Origin of the sequence: Streptomyces sp. NPDC058086 (assembly GCF_042885015.1) — a bacterium.
GTDB lineage: Bacteria > Actinomycetota > Actinomycetes > Streptomycetales > Streptomycetaceae > Streptomyces.
On record NZ_JBHVST010000009.1, the window covers coordinates 35,714 to 51,166 of the forward strand.

Genomic DNA, 15,453 nt, shown 5'->3' on the forward strand with positions numbered 1-15,453 from the left:
TGCGAGAATAGTATTCTCGCCGGTTGGTCTACCGGAAGGCCCGGGACGGCGAGCCTCTCGCCTCCTGTCGTCCGGCGGGATGAGTCTTCGATCCTGAGTGATGGTCAGGTTTGGCCGGTCGTCGCCTTCTGTGATCTGGCATGACGTTCTCGTTTCCGGAATATTGATTTGCGCACACCGAGAATGTAGTTTCCACCACATCCGAGCAAGGAGGCAGGATGCGGTTCCAGGACAAGGTTGCGATCGTCACCGGCGCGGGCCAGGGCATCGGCGAGGGCTATGCCCGGGCACTGGCGGCCGAGGGCGCCCGCGTGGTGGTCGCCGAACTCAACGAGGCACAGGGCGAGCGGGTCGCCAAGGAGATCGGCGACGCGGCTCTGTTCGTCAAGGTGGACGTGGCCGACCCGGAGTCGACGGAGGCGATGGCGGCCGCCGTGATGGCGGAGTTCGGACGCATCGACCACCTGGTCAACAACGCGGCCATCTTCCACAGCATGAGGCGCGACGGCCTCACCACGGTTCCCCTCGACTACCTCAACCGCTTCCTCCAGGTGAACATGCTCGGCGCGCTGCACTGCACGCGTGCGGTCGTCCCGCACATGACCGAGGGCGGGTCGATCGTCAACCAGTCGTCCACCGCGGCCTGGATCGGCGGCGGCTACTACGGGCTGGCCAAGGCCGGGATCAACAGCCTGACCGCCTCGCTCGCCGCCGAGCTCGGCGGCAGGAACATCCGGGTCAACGGGATCGCGCCGGGCCCCACGGACACCGAGGCCACCCGGAGCATCGTGCCCAAGGAGTACCAGGAGCAGATGACGAACAGCCTGGCCATCAAGCGGATGGGCACCCCCGAAGACCTGGCACCCACGGTCCTGTTCCTGCTCTCCGACGAGGCACGCTGGCTGACCGGCCAGGTCGTCAGCGTCGACGGCGGACAGGTGGTCCGGCTGTGAAGCGCCTGCTCATCGACGGCCGGCTCGTCGCGACCGACCACACCTTCCCCTCGCTCAACCCCGCGACCGGCGAGGTACTCGACCAGGCCCCCGACGCCACGCCCGCCGAGGCCGAAGCCGCCGTATCGGCCGCCCGCCGCGCCTTCGACACCACGAGCTGGGCGACCGACACCGCCCAGCGCCTGCGCTGCCTCCGCCAGCTGCACCAGGCGCTGACCGACCATCAGGAAGAGCTGCGCGACCTGACGATCGCCGAGGTCGGCGCGCCCCGCATGCTCACCCACGGCCCCCAGCTGGACGAGCCGATCAAGCTGGTCTCGTACTACACCGACCTGCTGGAGAAGTACCCGCTGACCGAGGAGCTCGGCGAGAGCGAGATCCGCGGGCAGCGCCACCGCCGTTGGGTGGAGAAAGAGGCGGCCGGGGTCGTCGCCGCGATCATCCCGTACAACTACCCGAACCAGCTCGCGCTCGCCAAGCTGGTCCCCGCGCTCGCCGCCGGCTGCACGGTCGTCCTCAAGGGCGCCCCGGACACCCCGCTGACCACGCTGTACCTGGGCGAACTGATCGCCGAGCACACGGACATCCCGCCCGGCGTGGTCAACGTCATCGTCTCCTCCGGGGTCGAGGCCGGCGAGGTGCTCACCAAGCACCCCGATGTCGACATGATCACCTTCACCGGCTCCACCGCGACCGGCCGCCGGATCATGGAGGCCGCGAGTGCCACCGTGAAGAAGGTCTTCCTGGAACTCGGCGGCAAGTCCGCCATGATCGTGCTCGACGACGCCGACTTCCGCGCCGCCGCCATGTTCGCGGCCTTCACCATCTGCTCCCACTCGGGACAGGGCTGCGCCCTCACCTCCCGGCTGCTCGTGCCGAGGGAGCACCACGACGAGATCGTCGCCATGGTCGCGGCCGGCCTCGAACGCGTGTCGTACGGCGATCCGGCCGATCCCAAGACCTTCATGGGGCCGCTCATCAGCGAGCGCCAGCGCGACAAGGTCGACGGCATGGTCCAGCGGGCCGTCGCGGCCGGCGCCACCCTGGTCACCGGTGGCAAGCGGGTCGACCCGGGCTTCTTCTACACGCCCACCCTGCTCGCCGACGTCGACCCGGCCGGCGAGATCGCGCAGGACGAGGTCTTCGGACCGGTGCTCGCGGTCATCCCGTACGACGGCGAGGACGACGCCGTACGCATCGCCAACGACTCGATCTTCGGTCTGTCGGGCGCGGTGCACAGCGCCGACGCGCAGCGGGCCATCGCCGTGGCGCGCCGGATCCGTACCGGCACCTTCAGTATCAACGGCGGCAACTACTTCTCCCAGGAAGTCCCCTTCGGCGGCTACAAGCAGTCGGGCGTCGGCCGGGAGAGCGGGGTCGCCGGACTGGAGGAGTTCCTGGAGACCAAGTCCTTCGCGGTGGTGGTCCCGTAATGCGTCCGCTCGAAGGCATCCGCGTCCTCGAAGTCGCCATGTACGGCTTCGTCCCCTCGGCGGGAGCCGTGCTCGCCGACTGGGGCGCGGACGTCATCAAGGTCGAGCACGCCGTGACCGGCGATCCGCAGCGCGGTCTGCGGCAGACCGGCACGCTGCGCGTCGAGGGCGACCCGAACCCCAACATCGAGCACGCCAACCGGGGCAAGCGCAGCCTCGGCCTCGACATGACCCGGCCCGAGGGCAAGGAAGTGCTCTACGACCTGGCCCGCCGCTCCGACGTGTTCCTCACCAGCTTCCTGCCCGGACACCGGCGGCGGTTCGGCATCGACGTGGACGACATCCGCGCGGTGAACCCCCGCATCATCTACGCCCGCGGCAGCGCGCTCGGGCCGCGCGGACCGGAATCCGAGAAGGGCGGGTACGACATGACCGCCTTCTGGGCCCGGGGCGGCACCGCCGCCAGCATCACCCCGCCCGGTGTCGAGGGCATGATCAGCCCCACGCCCGCCTACGGGGACACCATCTCCGGCACGAACCTCGCCGGAGGCATCGCGGCGGCACTGCTGCGGCGCGAGCGCACCGGCGAACCGTCGGTCGTGGACGTCTCCCTGCTCGGCAGCGGCGTATGGGCCAACGGCCAGGCCACCGCGGTCTCGCTGCACCTCGACAAGTCCTGGGTGGCACCGGTGCCCGGTGCCCACGGCTCGCCGATCAACCCGCTGTCCGGCATCTACGCCACGGCCGACGATCGCTATCTGGCCTTCGTCATGCTCCAGCCCGGCAAGTTCTGGGCCGACGTGTGCCACCACATCGACCACCCGGAGCTGGCCGACGACCCCCGCTTCGCCACGGCGGAGCAGCTCGCCGCCCACACCGAAGAGGCCGTCAAGATCCTGCGGACGGTGCTGGCCGGCCGCACCCTCGCCGAGTGGACCGAACGCTTCGCCACCCTCGCCGGGCCGTGGGCCCCGGTGCAGGACACCCTCCAGGTGGGCGCCGACGCGCAGATCCGGGCGAACGAGTACCTGCTCCGGGTCGGCGAGATCGATCTGGCCGCCAGCCCCGTGCAGTTCGACACCACCGCACCCGCACTCGGGCCTGCGCCCGAGTTCGCTGCCCAGACCGAGGAAATCCTCGTGGAACTGGGACTGGACTGGCCCCGCATCATCGAGCTGAAAGAAGCGGGCGCGGTCACCTGACCACCCTTTTTCGGGGAACGAAATCGAGGAGAACCGATGAGACGCTTGCTCATCGCTGTGGCCGTCCTGGCCCTGGCCGGGTGTTCCGCCCGCTCCACCACGTCGCCGAGCGGCGACAAGCCCTCCGCGTCGGCGTCCGACTCCGCCTCGGCGGCCGACTTCGGCACGCTCAGACACGTCTGCCACTCCGGCACCGCCAAGGCCTCCACCGCCCAGGGAGTCACCAACTCCGAGATCAAGATCGGCGTCTTCAGCGACGTCGGCTTCACCAAGAACCCGGAGTTCGTCGACGCGGCCAAGGTGTTCACCTCCTGGTGCAACGACGCGGGCGGCATCAACGGACGCAAACTCGTTCCCGTCACCCACGACTCCAAGCTCGTCGAGGTCCGCCAGCGGATGATCGAGGCCTGTCGCTCGGACTTCGCGCTCGCCGGCGGCGGCGCCGCGCTCGACGGCATGGGCGTCAAGGACAGGCTGAACTGTCTGCTCCCCGACTTCCCCGCCCAGACCAGCCAGGCCATCGGATCGGACCTCCAGGTGACCGTCCAGGGCGCCGCGACCGGCTACTCACCCTACGGGGGCTACTTCTCCTGGCTGCTCAAGGAGGCGTACCCGGCATCGGCGAGCAGCGTCGGCGTCATTGCCGGTGACTCCCCGGTCGTCAAGGACATCACCGCACAGGACAAGGAGACGCTGACCGCGGCGGGTGGCAAGATCACCTACTCGGACCTGTATCCGGCCCAGGGCGTGTCCGACTGGACGCCGTACGCCCAGGCCATCAAGAACAAGAAGGTCAAGGGACTGGTCTTCCTCGGCGACTTCGCCAGTCTGGCCAAGCTGGAGCAGGTCCTCACCAACATCGGCTACGCACCCGACTGGATCGACGCCAACAGCAACGCCTACGGCCCCGCCTTCATCCAGCTGGCCGGTCCCGCGCTGGCGAAGCAGGCCAACTTCGCCGACCTCGGCGGCTTCTCCCCGCTGGAGGACGCCTCCGCCAACCCGGCGACCAAGATGGTCGAGGACCTCTACAAGAAGTACGCCCCCGACGCCCAGGTCACCCTGCCGGCACTGAAGGCCTTCTCCAGCTGGCTGCTGTTCGCCACGGCCGCGGGCGACTGCGCCGAGCTCACCCGCACGTGCGTGTACGACAACGCGCGGGGGCAGACCGCGTGGACCGGCGGTGGCCTGCAGGCCCCGATGGACCTGTCGTCCCCCACCGTGCCTCCCAAGTGCTTCGACCCCGTCAAGGCGACCGCCAAGGGCTGGGTGGCCGCCGACTTCAAGCCGGACACAGGCGCCTATCGCTGCAACGTGACCCCCTACAAGTTCAAGGGCACCTACACCAAGCCCATGACCCTGGCCGATGTCGGCAAGTCGTTGGCCGACCTCAAGTAACCACCCCCGCGGCAGGAAGGAAGCGACGTGAAGGTACGGGTAGACCCGGAGCGCTGCCAGGGTCACACGCTCTGCGCGATGCGTGCTCCGGACATCTTCGAGCTCAGCGAGATCGACGGTCACTCATCGGTGATCAAGGAAGAGGTCTCCGACGACCAGCAGGACGAGGCCGTCGAGGCCGTCAGGTCCTGCCCCGAGCGAGCGATCTTCATCTCCTGAGGGGAGAACAATCCGATGACCACGGACGACACCGTCAACGACGACCCCAAGAGGAACCCGGTGCACTTCGACCGGCACACTCCCGAGTACCGCCACGAATTCCAGGCGGTCACCCAGGAGTTGCAGTCCAAGTGCCCCATCGCCTGGTCGGAGACCTACGGCGGCCACTGGGTCGCCAGTGGCAACCGCGAGGTCTTCGAGCTGGCCCGGTCCGCCGAGTTCCTCTCCAACGACCATGACGTCAAGGGCGAGCGGCGCGGGTACCAGGGCATCACCATCCCGCCGCCGCCCCGGGCGAAGGCCGTCAGGGGCGGGTTCCTGGAGATGGATCCGCCCGAGCAGCGCTACTACCGCCAGACGCTCAACCCCTATCTGTCGCCCGCCGCCATCAGCCGCTGGATTCCGCTGATCGACGAGGTGGCGCGCGCCTGCATCGACGAGAGGATCGAGTCGGGGCGGATCGACTTCGTCGACGACCTCGCCAACGTCGTGCCGGCCGTGCTCACGCTCGCCATGATGGGCATCCCGGTCAGGAAGTGGACCATCTACAACGAGGCGGCCCACGCCTCGGTCTACACACCGCCGAACTCGCCCGACCAGGCCCGCGTCGTCGAACTGCAGAAGGCGATGGGCACGGACCTGGCCAAGACCATCGCGGAGATCCGGCAGACACCGCGACCGGGCCTGGTCGACGCCCTGGTCCGCGCGGAGATCAACGGCCAGACCCCGCCCGACGACGAACTCCTCGGCGTGCTCGCCCTGTTGATCGGCGGCGGCTTCGACACCACCACGGCGCTCACCGCACACGCGCTGGAGTGGCTCTCGGAGCACCCGGCCGAACGGGACCGCCTCAGCCGGGACCGCAAGGCCCTGCTGGACTCCGCGACCGAGGAGTTCCTGCGCTTCTACGCCCCCGCGCCGGGGGACGGACGTACCTTCTCCGCGGACTGCGAGATCGCCGGCACCCGGTTCAAGGAGGGTGAACGGCTCTGGCTGTCCTGGGCGATGGCGAACCGGGACCCGCGGGTGTTCCCGGAACCCGACTCCATCGACATGGAACGCAAGGGCAACCGGCACAGCAGCTTCGGCCTCGGCATCCACCGCTGCATCGGCTCCAACGTGGCACGCACGGTGTTCAAGCGGATGGTCACCCAGGTCCTCGACCGGATGCCGGACTTCCGCTGTGACCCCGAGGGCTCGGAGCACTACGAAACCATCGGCGTCATCCAGGGCATGCGCCACCTCCCGGCGACCTTCACGCCGGGCCCCCGGATCGGTGCCGGGCTCGACGAGACCCTGGAGACCCTCCAGAGGGTCGTCGACGAACAGCGGCTCGCCGAGCCGGTCACGGTACGCAAGGGGCAGGCGAGGATCGATCGCTGATCTTCGGCGGCCCGTCAGGAGTACGTGTGCCACCGGAGCGGTGGCACGGTGAGGAGACGATGTGGCCGGACCCACGGGACGTCCGCTGCCGGTGATCACAGAGGAGAACGAGTTCTTCTGGACCTCCGGCGCGGACGGCCGGTTGCGCCTGACGGAGTGTGAGTCCTGCTCGGCCCTGCTGCATCCACCCCAGCCCGTCTGCCGCTACTGCCGGGGGCACGAGACCGGGGTGCGGGCCGTCTCCGGGTACGCGACGCTGATCGGCTTCACCGTCAACCACCGCTTCAGCGCGCCCGGCATGCCCGCGCCCTACGTGGTGGCGCAGGTCGCCGTCGAGGAGGACACCCGGGTCCGGCTCACCACCAACCTCGTCGAATGCGACCCCGACGAGCTCGAACTGGGCATGCGGCTGGAGGTCGTCTTCGAACAGGCCGAGGACGTATGGCTCCCGCTCTTCCGCCCCGCGGCCGAGCAGGGCCCCCCGGCTCCGCTGCCCTCGGACGAGGTGGAACCCGAGCACATGCGGCGCCACGTACGCCCCATGGCCACGCCCGAGAAGTTCGAGGACAAGGTCGCGATCAGCGGCATCGGGATGTCGGAGATCGGGCGCAGGCTTATGGTCCCGCCGCTTTCGCTGACCGTGCGGGCCTGCGAACGCGCCGTCGCGGACGCGGGCCTGACCCTCGACGACATCGACGGCCTGGCCACCTACCCGGGCGCGGGTGCCTTCGGCGGCTTCGCCGAGGGCGGCATCACCGCGCTGGAGGACGCCCTCGGCATCAGGCCGACCTGGTACAACGGCGGCGCCGAGACCTTCGGTCCGGGCGGCTCGCTCATCGCCGCGATGCTGGCCGTCGCGGGGGGACTCGCGCGGCATGTGCTGTGCTTCCGTACGGTCTGGGAGGCCTCCTACGGCGAGCTGATCCGGCGCGGCCGGATCACCCAGGAAGCCGGTCGCAGGGTCACGGGCTGGCAGAAGCCCTTCGGGGCGGTCTCCGCGGCCCACACCCTGGCCCAGAACGCCCAGCGGCACTTCCACCGCTACGGCACTTCGCGCGAGACGCTCGGCTGGATCGCGCTCAACCAGCGAGCGAACGCCGCGCTCAACCCGACCGCGATCTACCGCGATCCGATGACCATGGACGACTACCTGTCGGCCAGAACGGTCACCACCCCCTTCGGGCTGTACGACTGCGACGTGCCCTGCGACGGATCGGTGGCCGTCATCGTGTCGGCCGTGGACGCCGCACGGGACCTCGCGGGGCCACCCGTCCTGGTGGAGGCCGTCGGCACCCAGATCATGGAGCGGCTCGAATGGGACCAGAGCTCCCTCACCCATGAACCACAGGTGCTCGGCCAGTCCGCCCACCTGTGGACGCGCACGTCACTGCGTCCCTCGGACGTCGACGTGGCCCAGCTCTACGACGGCTTCACCTTCAACTGCCTATCCTGGATCGAGGGGCTCGGCTTCTGCGGCATCGGTGAGGCCAAGGACTTCCTCGACGGAGGCAAGAACATCGCCAGGGACGGACTGCTCCCGCTGAACACCCACGGCGGCCAGCTCTCGCACGGCCGCACCCACGGCCTGGGGCTCGTCCACGAGGCCGTCACCCAGGTGCGCGGCGAGGCCGGAGCGCGCCAAGTGGACGACGCCCGGGTCGCCGTGACGAGCACCGGCGGTCTCACCCCCAGCGGGGTCATCCTGCTGCGGGCGGACACATGACCGGCGTCTCCCGTGTCGTCGACGTCGACGGCATCCCCGTATCGGCGCTGCTCCAGGAGGCGCGCCGGCCCCGTGCCGTCGTCCTGGCGCTGCACGGCGGAGCGGCTCACTCGGGGTACTTCGACTACCCGGGCAGGCCCCACCTGTCGCTGCTGCGCACCGGCACGGCGCTCGGGTTCACCGTCCTCGCGCTCGACCGGCCGGGATACGGCAGCTCCGCCCCGCACGGAGGGGAGCTGGCCCCGGTGGAGCGGCGGGTCGATCTCGCCTACGCGGCGGTGGACCGGCTGCTCGCCTCGCGTCCGCGCGGGGCGGGCGTCTTCGTGCTGGCGCACTCGATCGGCTGCGAGCTGGCGCTGCGCATGGCGGCCGACGAGCGGGGGAGTGACCTGCTGGGCGTGGAGATCGCCGGCACCGGACGCCACCACCACGACGACGCGGTGGACATCCTGGGTGTGCGGCACAACGAGTCGTGGCCGAGGCCCTCGGGCGGCAGCGTGCGGGACCTGCTGTGGAATCCCTCGCACCTCTACGAGGACGAGGTCGTCGGCGGCGCCCGGTTCGCCTCGCCCTCGCCCTCCTACGAGGGAGTCGTGGCCAGGAGCTGGCCGCTGGTCCTTCCCGAACTCGCCCCGCAGGTGCGCGTCCCCGTGCACTACAGCCTCGGCGAGCACGAGCGGGTGTGGCGCTCCGGGCCCGCGGCGCTGGCCGACATCGCGTCCCTGTTCACGGCCTCGCCGCGCGTCGTCGTCGACGAACAGGCGGACGGCGGCCACAACCTGAGCATCGGGCTGACGGCGATGGCGTACCACCTCAAGATCCTTTCGTTCGTCGAGGAGTGTGTGCTGGCTCGCGCGAGCGCGGCACAAGAGCGGCCCGGGAGGGCGAGTTGAGCGACGCGGACGTGGCAGCGCTGCTGCTGGTACGGGTGGTCCTGGGGATCGTGATGATCGCGCACGGACTCAACCACTGGCGGGGCGGCGGCCGGATCGCGGGCACGGCCCGCTGGTTCACCGGCCTCGGCCTGCGCAGCGGCACGCTTCAGGCGTGGATGAGCGTGGTCACCGAAGTCGGCGCGGGCGCCCTGCTGATCGCCGGGCTGCTCACCCCACTGGCCTGCGCCGCGGTCATCTCGGTGATGCTGGTCGCGGGCGTCCTCGCGCACCGGCCCAACGGCTTCTTCGTCTTCAAGGAGGGCTACGAGTACGTCCTCGTCCTGGCGGTGGTCGCGCTGGCCCTGGCGGTACTGGGCCCCGGCCGGCTCTCCGTGGACCACGCCGGGGACATCGCGGTGACCGGCTGGGCCGGCGGCGGCATCGCCCTCGGGGTGGCCGTGGCGGCGACGGCCGGTCTGCTCGGCGTGTTCTGGCGCCCGGCACCGAAGTCGACCGAACCCGACTCGACCGAACCCGACTCGACCGAACCGAAGCCGACCGGCACGGCGGAAGCTCCCGCCGTGCCCGGACAACCGGCCGAGCAGGAGGCCCGCTGATGCGCGTCGGATTCATAGGCCTGGGCAGTCAGGGCGCCCCCATGGCGCGTCGGATCGTCGACGCGGGCTTCGAGACGACCTTGTGGGCGCGCCGTCCCGCCTCGCTCGCCCCCTTCGACGACACGCCCGCGAAGCGTGCCGGGTCCCCCGCCGAACTGGCCGCCGCCAGCGACCTCGTGTGCGTGTGTGTCGTCGACGACGCGGATGTCGAGGAGGTCGTCGCGGGGGACCGCGGGGTGCTGGCGGGCCTTCGGCAGGGAGGGGTGATCGCCGTGCACAGCACCGTCCACCCCGACACCTGCCACCGTCTCGCCGACCGGGCCCGCGCCCACGGGGTCACGCTGATCGACGCGCCGGTGAGCGGCGGCGGCCCGGCGGCAGCCGAGGGCCGTCTGCTGGTGATGGTCGGGGGCGAGTCCGGCACCGTCCGGTTCTGCCGCAAGGTGTTCGAGACATACGGCGATCCCGTGGTCCACATGGGGCCGCTGGGCTCCGGGCAGCTCACCAAACTCCTCAACAACGTGCTGTTCACGGCCAATCTCGCGACCGCGGCCGGCGCCCTCGCGCTCGGCCGGGAGTTCGACGTCGATTCCGCCGGTCTCGCCGAGGTGATGGCCCACGGCAGCGGATCGAGCTTCGCGCTGGGCCGGATCGCGGCGGCCGGCGGGAGGCTCGACCGCATCGCGTCCCAGGCGGGAGCGCTGCTGCGCAAGGACGTCCGGCTGGTGGCCGATCTGGCAGGCGTGGCGAAGGTCTCGACCGGCATCGTGCTGGACGCGGCGGACGCCACCCTCGCTCTGATCGAGCACGAGCGCTGAGCCCCGACCGTACGGCGGCCGGCGCCGAACGGTACGTGTTCGAGGGGTCCCCTGACGGCGACGGCAAACGTAGTGTTACGTCGGCACGGTCCGTCGCGGGAGGGGTACCGGATGAAAGAGACCCGGCGCGAGGAGATCCTCGATGCGGCCCTGCGGGTGTTCGCGGAGCGGGGCTACCGGGGGACCTCGATCGACGCGGTCGCCGAGCGGGCGGGACTGACCCGGCAGGGCGTGCTGCACTACTTCCCGAGCAAGAAGAAGCTCTTCATGGCGCTCCTGCGCTTCCGGGAGGACCTCAACCGCGAGCATCTCGTCGGCCATGACCACCAGGACGACTGGCCGGCCCTCTTCGCCGAGGTCGTCGCCTACGACCACACCTATCCCTGTCTGGCCCAGGTCCACAGCGTGATGCTGGCCGAGGGCGTCACGGGAGCCGACCCGGCGCAGCAGTACCTGCACGACCACTACGAGACCATGCAGGCGCTGATGATGGCCCGGCTCACCGAGCGGTACGGCGAGCGCCTTCCCAGCGGTCTGACCCCGCGGGCCGCGGCCCGGGCCATGCTGGCGATGCTCGACGGCATGCAGCAGCAGTGGCTGCTGGACGGCGAGCAGGACGACTACCCCGAGATCATGCGGGATGTGCTGTCCGTGCTGCTGGGGTCCACGCCCGTATGAAGTCGCCCATGGCGGTCACGGTCTCCGGGTGCGGGCTCGTCGCGTCGGGCCGGATCCGCAGGTCCACCGTGACACCGGAGTGCGCCGCGCGGGTGGCGAACCCCAGCGAGTCGTCCAGCAGGGGATCGGTGCCCGCCGCGAGCAGCTGGACGGGGGGCAGCCCGTGGAGGTTGGCGTGCAGCGGGCTCAGCAGCGGATCGGTCGGCGAGGTGCCCGCGGCGTAGTGCGCGCAGCGGCGCCGCAGGTCGGAGACGTCGAAGGCCGGATCGGCCGCCGCGTTGAGCAACAGGCTCGGGGAGTCCAGGGTCAGGTCGAGCAGCGCCGAGTCGAGCACCCCGCACAGGGGCGGCGGGGCCCCGAGGTCGCGCAGCCGCACCAGCAGGGAGGCCGCGAGCCCGGCCCCCAGCCGCTCGCCCGCGACCGCCACCGGGCCCCTGGACTCGCAGTAGTCGTACGCGGCGTGCACGTCGTCCAGCGCGTCCGGGAAGGTGCCCCCGTAGCGGGCGCAGACCACGACGGCGTCCGTCCACAGAGCGAGACGGCCGGCCAGGTCGAGCGCGGCCTCCGGGGTGCACGAGAGATGCCGGTCGCCGTGCAGATAGAGCACGACCAGTTCGGTGCCGCCGGGCGGCCGTACGACCGGACCGACGGGGCTCGTCTCCACCTGGACCTCACTTGCCACGGGACATCACCTTCTGCGCTGCTTGCCAGTGTTCGTCGGCCACCCACAGGCGGGCGAAGGCGCGCGCCGCCTCGGTCGCCGGTACGGCGCCGCTCATGACGTGCTTGATCTCCCGCGCCGGGACGGAGGCGAGGGAGCGGGCCAGGGCGCGCCAGCCCTGGTCGAACTCGGCCCGCGGCAGCACCCGGTCGATCACCCCGAGCCGCTGCGCCTCCTCGGCGCCGAGCACGGTTCCGGAGGCGGCGAGCAACAACGCCCGTCCCCTGCCGACCAGTTCCGCGAGCCGCTCGGCGCCGCCCCACGCGGGCATGATCGCGAGGTTCACCTGGGTGAAGCCGATCCTGATGTCGTCCGCGGCCACCCGGATGTCGGCGGCCATGGCGAACTCGGCGCCGCCGCCCAGGGCATGGCCGTTCAGGGCGGCGATCACCGGGCCGGGGAAGTGCGCGAGCCGGTCGCAGATCCCGCGCATCCGCAGGGCCATGGCCGTCGCCTCGTCCTCGGTGCGGATCGCGGCCAGTTCCTTCAGGTCGCCGCCCGAGACGAACGCCCGGTCGCCCGCGCCCCTGACGACCAGGGCCAGGGCGTCCGAGGCCGCGTCGAGAGCCTTGTCCAACTGGTCCATGGTGGCCGGCGCGATGGCGTTGCGGGCGTGCGGACGGTCGATGGTGATGACCGCGAGCCCCTGGTCCAATTCAAGATCAACCATGCATGCTTCTCCATGGAGAGAGTGACATTCTCGCTATGTGAATATCATATTCTTGACAAGGGTGGCAGTCCAGGCCGTCGCCGCCCCCTCTCGTCGTACGGTGCACGTCAGTCCTCGTAGACGACGGTGATGTCCGGGGTCACCGGCTCGCCCTGACAGGTCAGCACCCAGCCCTCGGTGACCTCGTCGTCGTCGAGCGCGTTGTTGACCCGCATCTTGGCCTCGCCCTCGGTGACCTGGGCGATGCAGGTGCCGCAGTTGCCCGACTCGCAGGAGAAGGGCGGCATGAGACCGGCCCGGCGCGCGCTCTCCAGCAAGGTCTCGCCGGAGTGCCGCGGCACCGAGCGCCGCTTGCCGGCGAGGACGATGCTGACCGTGCCCTCCTTCTCCGCCGGGGCCGCGCTCCCGCTTCCCGGGTTGCCGGGAGTCTCCTCGGTGGCCGGGGTGAAGCGCTCGGCGAAGATCCGCTCGGCCTCGACGCCGTGCACGAGCAGGGCGCGCTCCGCCAGGTCCATGAAGGATGCGGGGCCGCAGAGATAGAAGTCCGCGTCCACGTCGACGCCGGCGAACTCGCGTACCTGGAGATCCGTGATGAAACCCCCCTGGTCGTCGAGGTGATGGCGGATCTCGAACCGGTCCGGATGCCGCTCGGCCAGTTCGGTCAGCGCGGACCCGAAGATGATCGAGTCGGCGTCCCGGTTGGCCGACAGGACACGGACGCGCCGGCTCGTCGTCGCCAGCGCGGTCTTGATGAGCGACAGGACCGGCGTGATGCCGCTGCCCCCGCAGTAGGCCACCAGGGGATCGTCGGTCTCCCGCAGACAGAACACCCCGGCGGGTGCCGTGGTCTCTATGACGTCGCCGGGTGCGAGATGTTCGTGCATCCAGTTAGACACCAGGCCTCCCGGCACGCGCTTCACCGTCGTCATCAACTCGTCGTCGGTCTCCGGGGAACTCGACATCGAGTAACTGCGCAGGGCGCCACAGGCCCTGACCGTCAGGAACTGCCCGGCCCGGTAGGGGAACGGGGCGTCGAGCACGTATGTGCGCGTGTCGGCTGTCTCCTGGACGATCCGCTTGATCCGGACCGGGTGGAAGCCGTGGTCTCGTACCATGTATGGAATTTAGCTTCTCCCTCTGCGAGAGTGCAATTCTCGCGCTGAGGAGGGAGCTCTCGCCATGCGAACCGCCATGCGAACGATGCCCGCCGAGCTGATCGAACGGTATGAAGCGGAGGGATGGTGGACTCGGGAGACGATCGGGGACCTGCTGGCGTACGGCCTCGACGTCGCCCCCGATGTCGAGTTCCGGGTGCACTCGGCCGTCCGGCCCTGGGAAGGGACCTTCGCCGACGTCGAACGGACGGCCCGCAGGCTCGCCGCGGGGCTGCGGGCCCGAGGAGTCGGCCCCGGTGACGTCATCGCCTTCCAGCTGCCCAACTGGATGGAAGCCGCCGCGGTGTTCTGGGCCTCGGCCTTCCTCGGGGCGGTCGTGGTGCCCATCGTCCACTTCTACGGGCGCAAGGAGGTCGGCTACATCCTCGACGCCGTCGCGCCGCGCGTCTTCGTCACGGCCGACCGCTTCGGCCGGATGGAGCACCAGCCGGACCTGAGCGCCGCGGTCCCCGTCGTCGGTGTCGTGGGGCGGGACTTCGACGACCTGCTCGCCGACGAGCCGCTGTCCGGTGTCATCGCGACGGACCCGGCAGCGCCCGCCCTGATCGCGTTCACCTCCGGCACCACCCGCGATCCCAAGGGTGTCGTCCACTCCCATCGGACACTGGGCTTCGAGACGCGCCAGCTCGCCGGGCTCTACCCGCCCGACCGCGGCCGTCAGCTCACCGCCGCTCCGGTCGGGCACTTCATCGGGATGGTGAACTCCTTCCTGATCCCCGTTCTCGACGGCTCACCGGTGAACCTCGCCGACGTCTGGGACCCCGGGCGGGTGCTGGAGTTGATGGAGAGCGACGGGCTCACCGTGGGCGGCGGGGCGGCGTACTTCATGACGAGCCTGCTCGACCACCCCGACTTCACCCCCCGGCACCTGACCGCCATGAAGTACGCGGGACTCGGCGGGGCGGCGGTCCCGGTCGCGGTCACCACCCGCCTCACGGAACTCGGCATGACGGTCTTCCGCTCGTACGGCAGCACGGAACACCCCTCGATCACCGGCTCCCGATACACCGCTCCCGAGGCGAAGCGGCTCTACACGGACGGCGACGCCCTGCCGGGCACGGAGATCCGGCTGGCCGAGGACGGCGAGATCCTCAGCCGCGGCCCCGACCTGTGCCTCGGGTACACCGATCCGGCCCTGACCGAGCGCGCCTTCGACGGCGAGGGCTGGTACCGCACCGGTGACATCGGGGTGATCGACGAGGACGGCTACCTCACCATCACCGACCGCAAGGCCGACATCATCATCCGTGGCGGCGAGAACATCAGTGCCCTGGAGGTCGAGGAGGCGCTGCTCGCCCTGCCGGCCGTCGCCGAGGCCGCCGTGGTGGCCGCCCCCGACGCCCGCCTCGGCGAACACGCGGCGGCGGTCCTGCGGCTGAGGCCCGGTCACCCCGCGCCCACGCTCGACGACATGCGCGCCCACCTCGAAGGGGCGGGTCTGGCCCGGCAGAAGTGGCCGGAGGAGCTGCGCATCGTGCAGGAGTTCCCGCGGACGGCGAGCGGCAAGGTGCAGAAGTTCGTTCTCCGTCGGGACATTGCCGCACGAGCAAGTTGAGAATAGGATTCTCGCAATCAGCGAAGGAGGATC

15 protein-coding genes are annotated in these 15,453 nt (G+C 70.4%); 12 read left to right on the plus strand and 3 right to left on the minus strand.

What is annotated here, in order from left to right:
* Positions 1 to 218 precede the first annotated feature (218 nt).
* From ACFVWD_RS09510 to ACFVWD_RS09560, 11 genes are all read left to right on the plus strand, one after another.
* The gene (locus tag ACFVWD_RS09510; RefSeq protein WP_389594730.1) at positions 219 to 953 is read left to right on the plus strand and encodes an SDR family oxidoreductase; all 735 of its coding nucleotides are present in this window, start codon (positions 219 to 221) and stop codon (positions 951 to 953) included.
* Complete coding sequence (locus ACFVWD_RS09515; RefSeq protein ID WP_389594731.1) at positions 950 to 2,386, plus strand: aldehyde dehydrogenase family protein; 1,437 nt, start codon at positions 950 to 952, stop codon at positions 2,384 to 2,386. Before ACFVWD_RS09510 ends, ACFVWD_RS09515 begins: the two co-directional genes overlap by 4 nt.
* On the plus strand, positions 2,386 to 3,588 hold the full coding sequence (locus ACFVWD_RS09520; RefSeq protein ID WP_389594732.1) for a CaiB/BaiF CoA transferase family protein: 1,203 nt from the start codon (positions 2,386 to 2,388) through the stop codon (positions 3,586 to 3,588). The genes ACFVWD_RS09515 and ACFVWD_RS09520 overlap by 1 nt, the downstream gene beginning before the upstream one ends.
* Positions 3,589 to 3,624: 36 nt before the next feature.
* Positions 3,625 to 4,986, plus strand: coding sequence for an ABC transporter substrate-binding protein (locus tag ACFVWD_RS09525; RefSeq protein WP_389594733.1), 1,362 nt, complete (start codon positions 3,625 to 3,627; stop codon positions 4,984 to 4,986).
* A gap of 27 nt (positions 4,987 to 5,013) precedes the next feature.
* The gene (locus ACFVWD_RS09530) at positions 5,014 to 5,205 is read left to right on the plus strand and encodes a ferredoxin (RefSeq protein ID WP_054235694.1); all 192 of its coding nucleotides are present in this window, start codon (positions 5,014 to 5,016) and stop codon (positions 5,203 to 5,205) included.
* A 15-nt stretch (positions 5,206 to 5,220) separates the two neighbouring features.
* Positions 5,221 to 6,588 (plus strand): cytochrome P450, encoded by a 1,368-nt coding sequence (locus tag ACFVWD_RS09535; protein WP_389594734.1) that lies wholly within the window; start codon positions 5,221 to 5,223, stop codon positions 6,586 to 6,588.
* Positions 6,589 to 6,649: 61 nt separating this feature from the next.
* Positions 6,650 to 8,311, plus strand: a complete 1,662-nt coding sequence (locus ACFVWD_RS09540) for an OB-fold domain-containing protein (protein WP_389594735.1) — start codon at positions 6,650 to 6,652, stop codon at positions 8,309 to 8,311.
* Entirely contained in the window at positions 8,308 to 9,204 is an 897-nt protein-coding gene (locus tag ACFVWD_RS09545; protein ID WP_389594736.1) for an alpha/beta hydrolase, read from the plus strand. The genes ACFVWD_RS09540 and ACFVWD_RS09545 overlap by 4 nt, the downstream gene beginning before the upstream one ends.
* Positions 9,201 to 9,803 carry a DoxX family protein gene (locus ACFVWD_RS09550; RefSeq protein WP_389594737.1) on the plus strand — a complete coding sequence of 201 codons (603 nt, stop codon included), beginning with the start codon at positions 9,201 to 9,203 and terminating at the stop codon, positions 9,801 to 9,803. The genes ACFVWD_RS09545 and ACFVWD_RS09550 overlap by 4 nt, the downstream gene beginning before the upstream one ends.
* Positions 9,803 to 10,621: an NAD(P)-dependent oxidoreductase gene (locus tag ACFVWD_RS09555; RefSeq protein WP_389594738.1), complete on the plus strand. Its 819-nt coding sequence runs from the start codon at positions 9,803 to 9,805 to the stop codon at positions 10,619 to 10,621. Before ACFVWD_RS09550 ends, ACFVWD_RS09555 begins: the two co-directional genes overlap by 1 nt.
* Before the next feature lie 111 nt (positions 10,622 to 10,732).
* A complete protein-coding gene (locus tag ACFVWD_RS09560; protein ID WP_168505367.1) occupies positions 10,733 to 11,299 on the plus strand; it encodes a TetR/AcrR family transcriptional regulator in 567 nt (188 codons plus the stop codon).
* Here the strand turns inward: ACFVWD_RS09560 and ACFVWD_RS09565 are convergent.
* From ACFVWD_RS09565 to ACFVWD_RS09575, 3 genes are all read right to left on the minus strand, one after another.
* Positions 11,253 to 11,981: an alpha/beta hydrolase fold domain-containing protein gene (locus ACFVWD_RS09565; protein ID WP_389594739.1), complete on the minus strand. Its 729-nt coding sequence runs from the start codon at positions 11,979 to 11,981 to the stop codon at positions 11,253 to 11,255. The two genes, ACFVWD_RS09560 and ACFVWD_RS09565, sit on opposite strands and share 47 nt — an antisense overlap.
* Positions 11,971 to 12,690, minus strand: coding sequence for an enoyl-CoA hydratase/isomerase family protein (locus ACFVWD_RS09570; RefSeq protein WP_389594740.1), 720 nt, complete (start codon positions 12,688 to 12,690; stop codon positions 11,971 to 11,973). Before ACFVWD_RS09570 ends, ACFVWD_RS09565 begins: the two co-directional genes overlap by 11 nt.
* A 107-nt stretch (positions 12,691 to 12,797) precedes the next feature.
* The gene (locus ACFVWD_RS09575) at positions 12,798 to 13,805 is read right to left on the minus strand and encodes a 2Fe-2S iron-sulfur cluster-binding protein (RefSeq protein WP_389594741.1); all 1,008 of its coding nucleotides are present in this window, start codon (positions 13,803 to 13,805) and stop codon (positions 12,798 to 12,800) included.
* Positions 13,806 to 13,869: 64 nt separating this feature from the next.
* Between ACFVWD_RS09575 and ACFVWD_RS09580 the strand changes: the two genes are divergently transcribed.
* Positions 13,870 to 15,420: an AMP-binding protein gene (locus ACFVWD_RS09580; protein ID WP_389594742.1), complete on the plus strand. Its 1,551-nt coding sequence runs from the start codon at positions 13,870 to 13,872 to the stop codon at positions 15,418 to 15,420.
* Positions 15,421 to 15,453 lie beyond the last annotated feature (33 nt).

What these genes read in the sequence shown, in the direction of transcription:
- ACFVWD_RS09510 (WP_389594730.1), top strand. Translation starts at nt 219, where the DNA reads ATGCGGTTCCAGGACAAGGTTGCGATCGTCACCGGCGCGGGCCAGGGC.
- ACFVWD_RS09520 (WP_389594732.1), top strand. Translation starts at nt 2,386, where the DNA reads ATGCGTCCGCTCGAAGGCATCCGCGTCCTCGAAGTCGCCATGTACGGC.
- ACFVWD_RS09525 (WP_389594733.1), top strand. Translation starts at nt 3,625, where the DNA reads ATGAGACGCTTGCTCATCGCTGTGGCCGTCCTGGCCCTGGCCGGGTGT.
- ACFVWD_RS09535 (WP_389594734.1), top strand. Translation starts at nt 5,221, where the DNA reads ATGACCACGGACGACACCGTCAACGACGACCCCAAGAGGAACCCGGTG.
- ACFVWD_RS09545 (WP_389594736.1), top strand. Translation starts at nt 8,308, where the DNA reads ATGACCGGCGTCTCCCGTGTCGTCGACGTCGACGGCATCCCCGTATCG.
- ACFVWD_RS09555 (WP_389594738.1), top strand. Translation starts at nt 9,803, where the DNA reads ATGCGCGTCGGATTCATAGGCCTGGGCAGTCAGGGCGCCCCCATGGCG.
- ACFVWD_RS09560 (WP_168505367.1), top strand. Translation starts at nt 10,733, where the DNA reads ATGAAAGAGACCCGGCGCGAGGAGATCCTCGATGCGGCCCTGCGGGTG.
- ACFVWD_RS09570 (WP_389594740.1), bottom strand. Translation starts at nt 12,690, where the DNA reads ATGGTTGATCTTGAATTGGACCAGGGGCTCGCGGTCATCACCATCGAC.
- ACFVWD_RS09575 (WP_389594741.1), bottom strand. Translation starts at nt 13,805, where the DNA reads ATGGTACGAGACCACGGCTTCCACCCGGTCCGGATCAAGCGGATCGTC.
- ACFVWD_RS09580 (WP_389594742.1), top strand. Translation starts at nt 13,870, where the DNA reads ATGCGAACCGCCATGCGAACGATGCCCGCCGAGCTGATCGAACGGTAT.